The organism is Wolbachia endosymbiont (group B) of Gerris lacustris, assembly GCF_964028355.1.
GTDB lineage: Bacteria > Pseudomonadota > Alphaproteobacteria > Rickettsiales > Anaplasmataceae > Wolbachia.
This window is the reverse complement of the sequence record NZ_OZ034761.1, coordinates 844,258-859,190: the sequence shown is the minus strand read 5'-3', so window position 1 is coordinate 859,190 and position 14,933 is coordinate 844,258. Positions and strand designations below refer to the sequence as shown.

The window sequence follows — 14,933 nt, the reverse complement described above, 5'->3', positions numbered from 1 at the left end:
AAATATACAGCGAATTTAGATCTTTTTAACTAAGATTTCGTTACCAGAAGCATACACTATTAGCTCATCTCCTTCTACTATTTCCCCTGATAAAATCAGCTTAGCTAGATTATTTTGAATGCATTCTTGTATTACCCTTTTCAAAGGACGCGCTCCATATTCAGGGTCATAGCCAGTTCGTGATATTAGCTCCTTAGCTTCTTGCAATAAACTAATACTCAGTTTACGCTTAGCAAGCATCTTTTGTAAATAAGAGAATCGAACATCTATAATTTTATAAATGTCATCTTTGGTTAAACTGTGGAATATAATAATTTCATCTAGTCTATTTAAAAATTCTGGACGAAATGCTGACTTAACTATTTTCATCACCTCATCTTTTACAGATTCAGCAGTTCCTCTGAACATCACCTCAGCACCAAGGTTAGAAGTTAGAATCAGTATGGTATTGCGAAAATCAATCAATTTACCATGGCTATCGGTAAGTCTACCCTCATCCAAGATCTGCAACAATATATTAAATATATCTGGATTTGCCTTTTCTATCTCATCAAACAAAATCACCTGATATGGTCTTCTCCTCACTGCCTCAGTTAACCTACCACCTTGTTCATAACCAACATATCCTGGAGGCGCACCAATCAGCTTTGAAACGGAGTGTTTTTCCATATACTCTGACATATCAAAGCGCAGAAGTGCTCCTTGATCATCAAACAGAAATTCAGCAAGAGCTTTTGCCAACTCTGTTTTCCCAACTCCAGTTGGACCTAAAAATAAGAATGAACCAAAAGGTCGATTAGTATCCTGAACACCAGAGCGAGAGCGCCTTACTGCATTACTTATCGCTTCAATTGCATCTTTCTGCCCTATTACTCTTCTTCCTATTTCATTCTCCATATTGAGAAGTTTTTCCTTTTCACTGTGCATCATATTATCAACAGGAATGCCTGTCCATTTCGAAACAATATTTGCAATATCATTCTCGGTAACTTCTTTCTTTAGGAAGCTATCAGTAACTTTCTCCTGATTTTTCAACTCATTTTCAAGTTGAGGAATCACACCATACATTAATTCCCCTGCCCTTCCTAAATTTCCATTGCGCTGAGCTAATTCCAGCTCCTTTCTCGCGTTATCCAATTTTTCAGCAGTTTCCTGTATTTTAGCTATTTTACTCTTTTCCATCTGCCATTTACTGTTTAAATCAGCAAATTTACTATTTAGACTTTCAATTTCCTCATTTATCTTCCTTAAGCGCTGTTTAGAATTCTCATCACTTTCTTTTTTCAAAGCTTCTGACTCAATTTTTAGCTGTATAATTTTTCTCTCAAGCTCATCAACAACCTCAGGCTTGCTGTCCATTTCAATTCTAACCCTACTTGCTGCCTCATCAATTAAATCGATCGCTTTATCAGGTAAAAACCTATCTGTTATATATCTATTAGAAAGCGTTGCAGCAGCGATTATCGCACCGTCTGTGATCCTAATACCGTGGTGCACCTCATATCTTTCCTTTAAACCCCTTAATATTGAAATGGTATCAGCCTCAGTTGGTTGAGAAATAAACACAGACTGGAAACGCCTCGCAAGCGCAGGGTCTTTCTCTATATGTTCACGATATTCGTCTAAAGTTGTAGCCCCTATACAGCGAATTTCTCCACGCGCAAGAGCAGGCTTTAGCAAATTTGAAGCATCCATTGCACCACTTGTTGCTCCTGCTCCAACTAAAGTATGAAGCTCATCTATAAATAAGATAACTTTCCCCTCTGCTTTTGAAATTTCATTGATCACTGCTTTTAGTCTTTCTTCAAACTCCCCTCTAAACTTTGTTCCAGCAATTAATGCACCAAGGTCCAAAGCTAAAATTTTTGCATCGTGCAAACCAAGTGGTACATCATTTGCAACAATTCTGTTTGCCAGCCCCTCAACTATTGCAGTTTTCCCAACACCAGGTTCACCTATCAGCACCGGATTATTCTTTGTTCGCCTAAGCGATACCTGCATAGTTCTTCTGATTTCTTCATCACGACCAATTACAGGGTCAAGCTTACCTTGCATAGCAAGCTCTGTAATATCTTTTGTATATCTCTTTGCCACATTTAATTTTTCCTCGCTATTTGGCGAGTCTGCACTGCTACCTTTTCTCATTTCTGCAATAACTGAGTTCAATTTTTGCGGTGTAACACCATTCTCCGCAAGAATTTTACCATCTTTTTGTGCAGCAAGGCCCTGCAGTAAACGCTCAACAGTAACAAATGTATCTTTATTCCTCCTCGCAATACCGATTGAATCCTCAAAAACTTTTGCTACCTCTCTTGAAAGCTGAAGGCCGCCACTCCCTGGCCCTTCAACTACTGGAAATTTTTTAATTGCACTATCAACAGCATTAGAAATATTCTGCACATTTCCACCACAGGCACTTATCAAGTCTTGAACTAAACTCGATTCATCTTCAAGCATTACTTTAAGTAAATGTTCAGGCATAAAAATCTGATGCCCGGTTCCCAATGCTTTCATTTGAGCACTTTGAATTAGGCTTCTTGCTTTTTCTGTAAATTTATTCAAGTCCATAATATAAATTTAACTCATACTTGCTGATATATATAGCAACCACTTCCTCAATTTTAAACCTAAAGTCATTTATCAATAAAAATTTTCTAAGCTCATATAAAACAAGAAAAAGCAAATTCTCTACAAAAGATAAACCTTATATTAAAATATTAATTTGTTTTTAAAACTAAATTAATGTTAAGATATAAAGCATATAGCTTAATTTTTTTACAAAAAAGTAATGAATATCAATAATTTTAACATAAAAAACTTAACAACAATGTCTATAGTGCAAGAAATAAAGAATGGCGTGAGGCTTGTTCCAGACATCTGGAATACAGGGTATATTTTACGCTGCAGGAGGAGTATTGTTCACATACGCTTATGGGTTTTTTGCACAACAAAAAAGTTATGAAGACGGTTATATGGAGGGCTATAAAAAAGGTTACAGTGAAGGCTTTAACACAGGTTACAACAAGGAAATCGCTTCCATCGCCGGAGCTGCTTGCGTTGAAGCCGCTGTTGCAGCTGCAGATGCTATCTGTTATACTCAATGCAGACAACAAAATACTCAAATTGCTAATGCTCAAACAAATCAGGTAACTTCTAATAATTTAGCTTTAGTTGAGTAAGATCAAGCTAAAAATCAATAGCATAGCCATTATACTGAAAAAAATTCAGTGTGTAACCAGAGAAAGATAGAGATGATGTTTTCTGATATGTTACAGTGAATTAGGTGCAGGTCCCAGTAGGAGCGAGTTTAAAGACTACATAGAAAGGCATAATTTGTAGCTTTTAGTGGTCTTTGCTACCTTTATTGTAAAAAGGAGCTGGCATACTTTTTTATGCGACACTAGATAATAATTTTAGTGAGGTCATAATGAAAAATATGTTTAATAAGGCTAATACGCCTTATCTTGTTATACCAATTCCCGCTATACAAGCAACGAATAGACAATAATGGAAAAAAAGCCATACTGGAGTAAGTAAAATAGCGAGGTTTAGATGGCATTAAGATCAAAATTATTGGATGAAAAAGTGGTGGAATCAGCAAAAGAGATGCTGAAGAAAGTAAGAAATAATGCGTATGTTGCAAAAAAACTAAATGCTGTAATTGCAGCAAAAAAGCACAGTATAACAGCTGTAGCAAAAATATGTTGCATTTCGAGAAAGGCAATTACTACATGGATAAAGCACATAAAATTTGGAAGAGAAGAAAAATTATTTTCTCCACCTCAACGCCGTAGAAAAACTATATTGAACCAAAGTCAACTTGAACAAATTGAGGTGTGGATAGAGGAAAATCCCAATATTATACCAATTCCCGCTATACAAGCAACGAATAGACAATAATGGAAAAAAAGCCATACTGGAGTAAGTAAAATAGCGAGGTTTAGATGGCATTAAGATCAAAATTATTGGATGAAAAAGTGGTGGAATCAGCAAAAGAGATGCTGAAGAAAGTAAGAAATAATGCGTATGTTGCAAAAAAACTAAATGCTGTAATTGCAGCAAAAAAGCACAGTATAACAGCTGTAGCAAAAATATGTTGCATTTCGAGAAAGGCAATTACTACATGGATAAAGCACATAAAATTTGGAAGAGAAGAAAAATTATTTTCTCCACCTCAACGCCGTAGAAAAACTATATTGAACCAAAGTCAACTTGAACAAATTGAGGTGTGGATAGAGGAAAACCCCAATATTACTATTAGAGAAATGAGAATAAGAATCCAAGAAAGATTTGGTTTGAATATCAGCAAATCCACAATACATCGTAATATGCAAAGAATGAAATTCTCATATATCACACCAAGACCAGTTCATAGTGGACAGGATAAAAATAAGCAAGAGGAGTTTAAAAAAAAACCTCAATGAAACTATTGTCATGCATTCTGAAAAAGAGCTATTTTTCTTCGATGAATCACGGTTTGGTACACATTCAAAAGTTGGACATGGGTGGTTTAAAAAAGGCAGTAGGACACAGGTTAAGGTAAAATTAGGTAGGGAAAATTTTTATCTCTATAGTGCAGTTAATCCCAGAAATGGAGAGAATTTTAGCTTATTTGCACCAAACGTCAACACTGCTTGTATAAATATATTCCTTGAACAGATGTCGCAATATTTAGGAATACGAAAGGCTTTTCTCGTGATGGATTGCGCTAGTTGGCATAAGTCAAAAAGTTTAAAGATACCTAAAAATATCGAAATTATATACCTACCACCATACTCACCTGACCTCAATCCTGTTGAGAGGTTTTGGTTATATATAAAACAGAACATTTTGCGCAATAAAATCTACGATACAATTGTTCTGCTTGAGAGCGCTTTGTGTAAATTTATTACCTCTCTTTCCCCTTCCACGGTTAAACAACTCTGCAATGCTTCTTATTTGGTTCATTAATAATGAGAGTTGGTATTACAATAGGAAAATGGAGAATAAATTTGATCAAAGAGAGCAAGAGTTAAAAAGCGAAATTGCAAACGAGGAAATAGAAACTTTGAAGAATAAATTGCATAAATTGACTCAAGAAAAGTACAATTTATACGAGGAATTAGAAAAGTTCAGTAATAAAGTAAGTGAGTTAGAAGTTGATAGAGAGTCTCTTCTTGAAGAAAAGAAATCTTTAAGAGAAAGATTGGAAGAAGAAAGTAACTTTAGATCTGAAATGACAAATGAATCAAGAAAAATAGAAAGGAAAATAGGTGAGTTGAATACAGGGCAAAAAGAATTATATCGTAAAGTTTTGTGTTTATGTGAACAGTTACGAGAAAAAGAAGAATCATGTAAGAAAATAAAAAAAGAATTTAAAGATAAATTGATGTTAAGCAGCAAAATAGAAGAATTGCATAGAGAAAAAGATGCATTAAATAAGGAATTGAGTGAACAGTGGTACAGAATTAGAGAGATTACAAAAAAAAATAAATATTTATCTAAAGAATTAAACAAGAAGTCTGAAGAGTTAGATAAGGCAAATGGCTTAATTGAAGATCAGTTTTCTGAGTTAGATAGAATAAGAGAAGATTGTGATAATAAGGTGAGAAGTTTAAAAAATTTACTCTTAAAACGAGACGCTAACGCAGAGCAACTTGAACCTAAACCTTTATCTCTATTATGTGAACAGAGTGTTTTCAAAATCTTAAATGAAGAGCTTGTACGATGTAATAGTTAGCCTTATTATAAAAAAAATTATACAAGATAATGAACCCAATAATATGCGCACTAGATACACAAGATTTAAATAAAGCCGTATCTTTAGCTAGTGCTCTGCGTGACAAGGTTGGTATGGTAAAACTTGGGTTAGAATTTTTTTCTGCACACGGCCCTTCTGGAGTTAAAGAAGTTGCAAAATGCAATGTACCAATTTTTTTAGATCTGAAATTTCATGATATTCCAAACACTGTAGCTAGAACAGTTGAAGCAATAAAAATTCTAAATGTTGAAATGCTAACACTGCACATCAGTGGTGGAACAAAAATGCTTGAAGAAGCACTAAATATAGTACAAGGCACTAAAATAAAGCTAATCGGAGTAACAGTACTAACTAGCATGAGCAATGAAGATCTAAGCGAGCTTGGAGTAGCAAGAGAAACAAAATCACAGGTAATTTTGTTGGCAAAGCTTGCAAAAAAGGTTGGACTGCATGGAATAGTTTGCTCTGCGCTAGAAGCTCAAGAGGTGCGCAAAGAATGTGGTAGGGATTTTAAAATTATTACTCCAGGAGTTCGTATGGACCCAGGTTATGATGACCAAAAAAGGACAGCAACACCAAAAAAAGCAATAAATTCAGGAGCTGACTATATCGTAATTGGCAGACCCATCACAAAAAGTGACAATCCCGCAAGTAGTGCAGAATTAATATGGAAATCTCTTGCTGATTGAAGCAGGAGAGCGGCAAGGTAGATAAGGTACCATAGAATAAAAGCAACAAACAGTATGTATCTGTTCAACATGGTGGAAAAACAAGGTAGACGAGAAAAGACAACTAAATGGATGTCATCCCAGTACTTGACCATTTTTCTTTTTTTTCTGGATTCCAGCGTCACGCGCTGGAATGACAGGGCTGTGAGTGTCATCGAAGTAGCCAATACAGGCCTTTTTCTTCTGTCATCCCAGTGCCCTGACACTGGGATCCAGTTAAATTTACAGGTATAAAAGTAATCAACGTTTCTGGTGATGATAGAAAAATGGATCCCAGCACAGGATACCATTTATTGTTTTGGCAAATAGCTACGTACTTTATTTGCACATTCTCCTGAATAGATACTCAGTGAAAAAAAAAGTGCTTGACACAAAAAAGTGGATGCTGTATAGTACTGACGATTAAGTATAATACTTAGCGTGGTGTAATACTACACTGCTTTTTTTACTTCAACAAGTAATCAGTATCATTTTTCTCTCGTTATTAAGTAGCTTACGTTCATTTGTATCTACCATGAAGCCAATGCTAGAATCCAGAAAAAAGACCGGTGAATGGCAGGTACGAGCATTATACGTATACAGTTGTATGAACGTTGTTTACCATGAGGGCGCCTCCCAGCACTGGGATCCATATTGTAAACAAAGCGTTTGAGTTATACTAATACCAATTCCCGCTATACAAGCAACGAATAGACAATAATGGAAAAAAAGCCATACTGGAGTAAGTAAAATAGCGAGGTTTAGATGGCATTAAGATCAAAATTATTGGATGAAAAAGTGGTGGAATCAGCAAAAGAGATGCTGAAGAAAGTAAGAAATAATGCGTATGTTGCAAAAAAACTAAATGCTGTAATTGCAGCAAAAAAGCACAGTATAACAGCTGTAGCAAAAATATGTTGCATTTCGAGAAAGGCAATTACTACATGGATAAAGCACATAAAATTTGGAAGAGAAGAAAAATTATTTTCTCCACCTCAATGCCGTAGAAAAACTATATTGAACCAAAGTCAACTTGAACAAATTGAGGTGTGGATAGAGGAAAACCCCAATATTACTATTAGAGAAATGAGAATAAGAATCCAAGAAAGATTTGGTTTGAATATCAGCAAATCCACAATACATCGTAATATGCAAAGAATGAAATTCTCATATATCACACCAAGACCAGTTCATAGTGGACAGGATAAAAATAAGCAAGAGGAGTTTAAAAAAAAACCTCAATGAAACTATTGTCATGCATTCTGAAAAAGAGCTATTTTTCTTCGATGAATCACGGTTTGGTACACATTCAAAAGTTGGACATGGGTGGTTTAAAAAAGGCAGTAGGACACAGGTTAAGGTAAAATTAGGTAGGGAAAATTTTTATCTCTATAGTGCAGTTAATCCCAGAAATGGAGAGAATTTTAGCTTATTTGCACCAAACGTCAACACTGCTTGTATAAATATATTCCTTGAACAGATGTCGCAATATTTAGGAATACGAAAGGCTTTTCTCGTGATGGATTGCGCTAGTTGGCATAAGTCAAAAAGTTTAAAGATACCTAAAAATATCGAAATTATATACCTACCACCATACTCACCTGACCTCAATCCTGTTGAGAGGTTTTGGTTATATATAAAACAGAACATTTTGCGCAATAAAATCTACGATACAATTGTTCTGCTTGAGAGCGCTTTGTGTAAATTTATTACCTCTCTTTCCCCTTCCACGGTTAAACAACTCTGCAATGCTTCTTATTTGGTTCATTAATAATGAGAGTTGGTATAAGCTGCCATTCACTGGTCTTTTTTCTGAATGCAGGTTGCATGACAACAAAAAGGTACTGAGATTACTGATAAAGATTACCTTCAAATTACAATAACTATTCTAATTTTATTTTTAAAGGAGGCTATTATGTCACTTACTGATATCGCTCACCGTGTTAATGAACTTGCTTCATCATGGGAGCAATTTAAATTAATAAATGATCGCAAACTAAAAGAAATCGAAAGCAAAGGACCTGAGCAGCTATGCAAGATAAATAGTAATATTGATAATTGTAAAGAGCGCTTAGATTTTATTGAAACCTCAGCTCAACGCCCAGAGATTAGCACAGATTTTAATACAGGTGATAAATATTTTTCTGATTATATTCGCAAAGGAATGGAAAACAGGTTATCACACAAAACCCTAAGTGGAGATGACAATGATATTGGAGGGTATTTAGTTACTCCTCATATTGTAAAACGCATAAACAAGCGTATAACTGATTCATCTCCAATGCGGCAGATATGTTCTAGTCAAAGAATCTCTACTGAAACATTGGATTATATTATAGAGGATTGTGACCGTGCTGGTGCAGGTTGGAGTGGTGAAGTGGTAGACGACGAAGATGGTGGCTATAAATCCAAGTATGATTTTGCACAAGACACAAGTACACCTAAAATTCAAAAGATTTCCATCACAACTTATGAGCTCTATGCTCAACCGCAAATATCACAAAAATTGCTCGATGATGCATTTGTCAATGTTGAAAATTGGCTTGTAGAAAAGGTTGCCGAAACTTTCAATAAGAAGGAGAATGAAGCCTTTATTAAAGGTGATGGCACTTTTCAGCCTAAAGGAATTTTAACTTACGAAAATGGAAATGGTCATAATAAGATAGAGCAAATTAAAGCTGATAAGCTAGACAGCGACGCCATAATGATATTGTACTACTCTCTAAATGAACATTACTCTAAAAATGCATCATTTTTGATGAACAGGAGTACGTTAAAGGAAGTGAGGCTACTAAAATCTGATACAGGTCAATATCTTTGGCAGCCGAGTTTATCGCTTGAAACTCCAGATACTTTGATGGGAATACCGGTATATCAATCTGCTGATATGCCACCTACAATGATTGCAGTAGCAGATTTCAAACAAGCTTATAAGATCGTAGATAACAGAGGAATGAGAATATTGAGAGACCCTTATACAAACAAACCTTATGTTAGATTTTTTGTCACTAAGCGTGTAGGCGGGGAAGTTGTAAACACCAGTGCTATTAAATTGTTGAAAATTGCAAATAAGTACTAATATTTTATACTATTTTATAAAATAATTGACATACTATACTTTTTATATAATAATTAAATTATTATTAATTTAAGGAGTAAAATATGTGGAAAAGCATAAAAAAGTTTTTTAAGTGGATTGCTGATCATACAGGAATTTCATGGATTGCAAGAAAAATTTCATCAGGTGGAATTGGTTGTTTAGCAGTAAAGCAAATACTACTCAAGAAAATACATCACCAGAGAAACCTTTAGATGATAAGAAGCATGTAAATGATCAATCAAAAGGTAATACGGCTCGAATAGTTAACAATGAGGAAGTGACTACTGAATCAGAAAAGTTTTATGATGCAGAAGAGGAATTAGATGATGATTTTCATGATGCACGAAAGGAGGACTTTTGTAATGTGTTAAAGGCACAACCTCGCTCAATAACTGGAGAACCAGAAGCACAAATACATTATATCTCTAATCCGAGCAAAGTAGGAAACGGTTATTAGCAAACCAAACCCTTCATAAAAGAGCACCTGGAGAGGTGCTCTTTTTTTCTTTATAAGTTTTCTCCATAAGAGAAAATTGACAAATTAAACTTTATATGTAATAATTAAATCCTTATTAATTTAAGGAGTAAATATGTTAAAAAAAATAAAAAACCTTTTTAAGTGGATTGCTGATCATACAGGAATCTCATGGATTACAAAAAAAGTTTCATCAGGTTGGAATTGGTTGTTTATACCAACTCTCATTATTAATGAACCAAATAAGAAGCATTGCAGAGTTGTTTAACCGTGGAAGGGGAAAGAGAGGTAATAAATTTACACAAAGCGCTCTCAAGCAGAACAATTGTATCGTAGATTTTATTGCGCAAAATGTTCTGTTTTATATATAACCAAAACCTCTCAACAGGATTGAGGTCAGGTGAGTATGGTGGTAGGTATATAATTTCGATATTTTTAGGTATCTTTAAACTTTTTGACTTATGCCAACTAGCGCAATCCATCACGAGAAAAGCCTTTCGTATTCCTAAATATTGCGACATCTGTTCAAGGAATATATTTATACAAGCAGTGTTGACGTTTGGTGCAAATAAGCTAAAATTCTCTCCATTTCTGGGATTAACTGCACTATAGAGATAAAAATTTTCCCTACCTAATTTTACCTTAACCTGTGTCCTACTGCCTTTTTTAAACCACCCATGTCCAACTTTTGAATGTGTACCAAACCGTGATTCATCGAAGAAAAATAGCTCTTTTTCAGAATGCATGACAATAGTTTCATTGAGGTTTTTTTTTAAACTCCTCTTGCTTATTTTTATCCTGTCCACTATGAACTGGTCTTGGTGTGATATATGAGAATTTCATTCTTTGCATATTACGATGTATTGTGGATTTGCTGATATTCAAACCAAATCTTTCTTGGATTCTTATTCTCATTTCTCTAATAGTAATATTGGGGTTTTCCTCTATCCACACCTCAATTTGTTCAAGTTGACTTTGGTTCAATATAGTTTTTCTACGGCGTTGAGGTGGAGAAAATAATTTTTCTTCTCTTCCAAATTTTATGTGCTTTATCCATGTAGTAATTGCCTTTCTCGAAATGCAACATATTTTTGCTACAGCTGTTATACTGTGCTTTTTTGCTGCAATTACAGCATTTAGTTTTTTTGCAACATACGCATTATTTCTTACTTTCTTCAGCATCTCTTTTGCTGATTCCACCACTTTTTCATCCAATAATTTTGATCTTAATGCCATCTAAACCTCGCTATTTTACTTACTCCAGTATGGCTTTTTTTCCATTATTGTCTATTCGTTGCTTGTATAGCGGGAATTGGTATTACAATTAGTATCTTCCTCGTATCAATTTTCAATAGATTCATCGATGTATAGCTATAGTTTTATCAGTGTAAGGCTAAATATGCTAAGCTTATAAAGATGACAAAGCTCGAAAAAGGGCCTAATATAAGCTTTATGAAAATCAAAGTTGGAGTAATAGGCTGCTTAGGCAGAATGGGTAAGAAAATACTCAATGAATTAATTACGAATACCAAAGTGGAAATAGCAGGTGCTGTTGCTCGCTTGGGCAGTGAGTATATAGGTTTAGATATTGGACCTATTGTAGGCCATAGTTCCAGTTTAGGAATTGAAGTTACAAGTTCTATTAGTGGCATATTTGAGTCATCTGACGTTGTAATAGATTTTACAACTAAAGAATGTATGCTAGACTGTCTTAAGGCGGCCGTGAAATTTAAAAAACCGCTAGTTAGTGGCACAACTGGAATAGAAGGTCTAAATTTAAAAGAGTACGCTGCTAAAGTTCCAATATTATGGTCAGCAAATATGAGTATAGGAGTTAATGTGTTGCTGAAGTTGGTAAAAGAAGCTGCCAAGCTTTTAGGTAATGAGTATGACGTTGAAATTTGGGAAATGCATCACAACTTAAAAAAGGATTCACCATCTGGAACAGCTATAGAGTTTGGTAAAGCAGTTGCTAACGCTGCAAAAGTGGATTTTGAGCTCAATCAATATTCACATACTAATTCAAATATAAGAGGGAAAGGGAAAATAGGCTTTGCAGTATCTCGTGGAGGTGGAGTAATAGGAGATCACAGTGTCATGTTTGTCAATTCCGATGAACGAGTAGAATTAAATCACAAAGCAATTGATCGCACAACGTTTGCTAGAGGGGCGGTTCAAGCAGCAATATGGTTGTGCGAGAATAAAAAGGAAATACCAGGACTTTATTCAATGCAGGATTTAGTATGAATGATAAATACGCTTTCGTTAAAAATTTAAATCTTTGGTATGGCTCTAAACAAGTTTTATTCGATATAAATTTGAATATTTGCAAAAAGAAAGTCACAACTTTTATCGGACCTTCTGGGTGCGGTAAATCAACATTCTTGCGTTGTTTTAATCGTATGAATGATTACGTACATGGATGTAAAGCGACCGGTGAGCTGGTAATCGATGGGCTGGGTAATATATATTCACGTGATATGGATGTTGTATTGCTCAGAGCAAAAGTTGGTATGGTATTTCAAAAACCCAATCCTTTTCCAAAGTCAATATATGATAATGTTGCTTATGGGCCTAAATTGCATGGCATGGTGAAAAATAAGCAAAAATTGAATGAAATAGTAGAAAGTAGTTTAACTAAGGTTGGTTTATGGGAAGAGTTGAAAGATAGATTGCAAGATAGTGCACTAAATTTATCTGGTGGCCAGCAACAAAGATTATGCATTGCTCGTGCAATTGCAGTAAAGCCAACTATTTTATTAATGGATGAACCATGCTCTGCTCTTGATCCAATGGCAACCAATGCAATCGAAAATCTTATACAAGAATTGAAATTGAGGTTCACCATAATTATGGTAACTCATTCGATGAAGCAAGCTAAAAAATTATCTGACAGCATAGTTTTCTTTTGCAATGGCAAGATTGTTGAATCCGGAAGTACTCAAGAAATATTTGAAAATGCCCAATCTCCGTTAACGAAGGAATATATTCTGGATCATTAGTTTAATAGTTGATATTTTAACTTTTTCTGTGTATAATTTATCAAAGTTTTAATTATAGGAGGTAAAATGTTTAGTACAAGTGAGGCAACAAAAAAGTTGTTTAAAGCTATTGAATTTCAAAATGCTAGTGGTGAAAGAATAACACCTGAGGAAGCCTGGAATCATTTTCAACAAGCATTGAAAGAAGGAGCGAATGTTAATGCTTTTGAAGATGGAATGACACCTTTGATGTGCATTATTTCAGCTTTTGTTACTAGTAATAACGACGAACATCAATATTTAGAGCTTATGGCTAATACCAACTCTCATTATTAATGAACCAAATAAGAAGCATTGCAGAGTTGTTTAACCGTGGAAGGGGAAAGAGAGGTAATAAATTTACACAAAGCGCTCTCAAGCAGAACAATTGTATCGTAGATTTTATTGCGCAAAATGTTCTGTTTTATATATAACCAAAACCTCTCAACAGGATTGAGGTCAGGTGAGTATGGTGGTAGGTATATAATTTCGATATTTTTAGGTATCTTTAAACTTTTTGACTTATGCCAACTAGCGCAATCCATCACGAGAAAAGCCTTTCGTATTCCTAAATATTGCGACATCTGTTCAAGGAATATATTTATACAAGCAGTGTTGACGTTTGGTGCAAATAAGCTAAAATTCTCTCCATTTCTGGGATTAACTGCACTATAGAGATAAAAATTTTCCCTACCTAATTTTACCTTAACCTGTGTCCTACTGCCTTTTTTAAACCACCCATGTCCAACTTTTGAATGTGTACCAAACCGTGATTCATCGAAGAAAAATAGCTCTTTTTCAGAATGCATGACAATAGTTTCATTGAGGTTTTTTTTTAAACTCCTCTTGCTTATTTTTATCCTGTCCACTATGAACTGGTCTTGGTGTGATATATGAGAATTTCATTCTTTGCATATTACGATGTATTGTGGATTTGCTGATATTCAAACCAAATCTTTCTTGGATTCTTATTCTCATTTCTCTAATAGTAATATTGGGGTTTTCCTCCATCCACACCTCAATTTGTTCAAGTTGACTTTGGTTCAATATAGTTTTTCTACGGCGTTGAGGTGGAGAAAATAATTTTTCTTCTCTTCCAAATTTTATGTGCTTTATCCATGTAGTAATTGCCTTTCTCGAAATGCAACATATTTTTGCTACAGCTGTTATACTGTGCTTTTTTGCTGCAATTACAGCATTTAGTTTTTTTGCAACATACGCATTATTTCTTACTTTCTTCAGCATCTCTTTTGCTGATTCCACCACTTTTTCATCCAATAATTTTGATCTTAATGCCATCTAAACCTCGCTATTTTACTTACTCCAGTATGGCTTTTTTTCCATTATTGTCTATTCGTTGCTTGTATAGCGGGAATTGGTATAAGTTGCTTGTAGAGCATAAAAAATTGATGTAAATATTAAAAGCAAGCAAGCTGTTATGGAGAGAAGACCAAAGGAACATGATGGTTATCCAGTTTACAAATTTGAGGAGAGAGAAGTAGTAGATAGGAGTCCATATCTTCACTGCATATACTTTGACAATTTACAACCTGTTAATAAAGGATTTATACCTCAAAATTATGCTCGTGTAGAGGAGGAAATTGAGACCGGCAAGAAGAAAAAAAATACAGCTTTACACATTGCTTGCGAGATGGGAAGTATAGATATGGTAGAAATATTACTTACACATCCAGATATAAAAACTAATATTGAAAATTATAAAGGTAAAAATCCCAAAGATTGTATTGCAGGACATGTCAAGAAAGCAATAGAATCAGAGTTCCTAAAGGTAGAAGCAGTTGCTCAAAAAAGGAAACAAACTAAGGTGTGCGGGAACGTTCAAAAAAGTGTGTCAAACCGAAAAAAAAAGTAATAAATTGATATAAAAAAT

General features: G+C 34.6%; 16 protein-coding genes and 1 pseudogene. 13 read left to right on the top strand and 4 right to left on the bottom strand.

Annotated elements, in window-relative coordinates; translation table 11 throughout:
• Positions 1 to 15: 15 nt before the first annotated feature.
• Complete coding sequence (gene clpB / locus ABWU62_RS04405) at positions 16 to 2,568, bottom strand: ATP-dependent chaperone ClpB (protein ID WP_353287664.1); 2,553 nt, start codon at positions 2,566 to 2,568, stop codon at positions 16 to 18.
• A 347-nt stretch (positions 2,569 to 2,915) separates the two neighbouring features.
• Here clpB and ABWU62_RS04400 point away from each other — a divergent pair, with 347 nt between their 5' ends.
• On the top strand, positions 2,916 to 3,179 hold the full coding sequence (locus tag ABWU62_RS04400; RefSeq protein ID WP_353287663.1) for a hypothetical protein: 264 nt from the start codon (positions 2,916 to 2,918) through the stop codon (positions 3,177 to 3,179).
• 221 nt (positions 3,180 to 3,400) lie between these two features.
• Here the strand turns inward: ABWU62_RS04400 and ABWU62_RS04395 are convergent, their stop codons facing one another.
• The gene (locus tag ABWU62_RS04395) at positions 3,401 to 3,559 is read right to left on the bottom strand and encodes a hypothetical protein (RefSeq protein WP_353287662.1); all 159 of its coding nucleotides are present in this window, start codon (positions 3,557 to 3,559) and stop codon (positions 3,401 to 3,403) included.
• Between ABWU62_RS04395 and ABWU62_RS04390 the strand changes: the two are divergent.
• From ABWU62_RS04390 to ABWU62_RS04360, 7 genes and pseudogenes are all read left to right on the top strand, one after another.
• A pseudogene (locus tag ABWU62_RS04390) lies at positions 3,553 to 3,861 on the top strand (IS630 family transposase); the annotation flags it as partial. The gene ABWU62_RS04395 and the pseudogene ABWU62_RS04390 overlap by 7 nt on opposite strands.
• 83 nt (positions 3,862 to 3,944) lie before the next feature.
• Positions 3,945 to 4,950, top strand: a protein-coding gene (locus ABWU62_RS04385) for an IS630 family transposase (RefSeq protein WP_353287090.1) whose coding sequence is annotated in 2 segments (ribosomal slippage) — positions 3,945 to 4,406 and positions 4,408 to 4,950 — 1,005 coding nt in all. Because the reading frame shifts where the segments join, the coding sequence is not laid out codon by codon here.
• Between the two features lie 28 nt (positions 4,951 to 4,978).
• Entirely contained in the window at positions 4,979 to 5,719 is a 741-nt protein-coding gene (locus ABWU62_RS04380; RefSeq protein WP_353287661.1) for a hypothetical protein, read from the top strand.
• A gap of 29 nt (positions 5,720 to 5,748) precedes the next feature.
• A complete protein-coding gene (gene pyrF, locus ABWU62_RS04375) occupies positions 5,749 to 6,429 on the top strand; it encodes an orotidine-5'-phosphate decarboxylase (protein WP_353287660.1) in 681 nt (226 codons plus the stop codon).
• 783 nt (positions 6,430 to 7,212) lie between these two features.
• Positions 7,213 to 8,218 (top strand): IS630 family transposase gene (locus tag ABWU62_RS04370; RefSeq protein WP_353287151.1). Its coding sequence is split into 2 segments (ribosomal slippage): positions 7,213 to 7,674 and positions 7,676 to 8,218, totalling 1,005 coding nucleotides; the frame shifts between segments, so codons are not numbered across the junction.
• Positions 8,219 to 8,362: 144 nt separating this feature from the next.
• Positions 8,363 to 9,526, top strand: coding sequence for a phage major capsid protein (locus ABWU62_RS04365; protein WP_353287659.1), 1,164 nt, complete (start codon positions 8,363 to 8,365; stop codon positions 9,524 to 9,526).
• A gap of 139 nt (positions 9,527 to 9,665) precedes the next feature.
• Positions 9,666 to 10,004, top strand: a complete 339-nt coding sequence (locus ABWU62_RS04360; protein WP_353287658.1) for a hypothetical protein — start codon at positions 9,666 to 9,668, stop codon at positions 10,002 to 10,004.
• 248 nt (positions 10,005 to 10,252) lie between these two features.
• Here ABWU62_RS04360 and ABWU62_RS04355 read toward each other — a convergent pair.
• A protein-coding gene (locus ABWU62_RS04355; protein ID WP_353287090.1) for an IS630 family transposase occupies positions 10,253 to 11,258 on the bottom strand; the annotation gives its coding sequence in 2 pieces (ribosomal slippage) (positions 10,253 to 10,795 and positions 10,797 to 11,258; 1,005 coding nt in all).
• Between the two features lie 216 nt (positions 11,259 to 11,474).
• Between ABWU62_RS04355 and dapB the strand changes: the two genes are divergently transcribed.
• The 3 genes from dapB to ABWU62_RS04340 all read left to right on the top strand — a co-directional run bounded on the left by dapB (position 11,475) and on the right by ABWU62_RS04340 (position 13,339).
• Positions 11,475 to 12,269: a 4-hydroxy-tetrahydrodipicolinate reductase gene (dapB, locus tag ABWU62_RS04350; protein ID WP_353288161.1), complete on the top strand. Its 795-nt coding sequence runs from the start codon at positions 11,475 to 11,477 to the stop codon at positions 12,267 to 12,269.
• A complete protein-coding gene (pstB, locus tag ABWU62_RS04345) occupies positions 12,266 to 13,024 on the top strand; it encodes a phosphate ABC transporter ATP-binding protein PstB (RefSeq protein WP_353287657.1) in 759 nt (252 codons plus the stop codon). The genes dapB and pstB overlap by 4 nt, the downstream gene beginning before the upstream one ends.
• Before the next feature lie 66 nt (positions 13,025 to 13,090).
• On the top strand, positions 13,091 to 13,339 hold the full coding sequence (locus ABWU62_RS04340; RefSeq protein ID WP_353287656.1) for a hypothetical protein: 249 nt from the start codon (positions 13,091 to 13,093) through the stop codon (positions 13,337 to 13,339).
• On the opposite strand, the gene ABWU62_RS04335 is transcribed toward ABWU62_RS04340, so the two are convergent.
• A protein-coding gene (locus tag ABWU62_RS04335; protein ID WP_353287646.1) for an IS630 family transposase occupies positions 13,336 to 14,341 on the bottom strand; the annotation gives its coding sequence in 2 pieces (ribosomal slippage) (positions 13,336 to 13,878 and positions 13,880 to 14,341; 1,005 coding nt in all). The genes ABWU62_RS04340 and ABWU62_RS04335 overlap by 4 nt on opposite strands.
• On the opposite strand from ABWU62_RS04335, the gene ABWU62_RS04330 reads away from it, so the two are divergent.
• Together ABWU62_RS04330 and ABWU62_RS04325 are read left to right on the top strand one after the other, a co-directional pair.
• On the top strand, positions 14,335 to 14,457 hold the full coding sequence (locus ABWU62_RS04330) for a hypothetical protein (protein WP_353287655.1): 123 nt from the start codon (positions 14,335 to 14,337) through the stop codon (positions 14,455 to 14,457). The genes ABWU62_RS04335 and ABWU62_RS04330 overlap by 7 nt on opposite strands.
• Positions 14,458 to 14,480: 23 nt before the next feature.
• Complete coding sequence (locus tag ABWU62_RS04325; RefSeq protein WP_353287654.1) at positions 14,481 to 14,915, top strand: hypothetical protein; 435 nt, start codon at positions 14,481 to 14,483, stop codon at positions 14,913 to 14,915.
• Positions 14,916 to 14,933 lie beyond the last annotated feature (18 nt).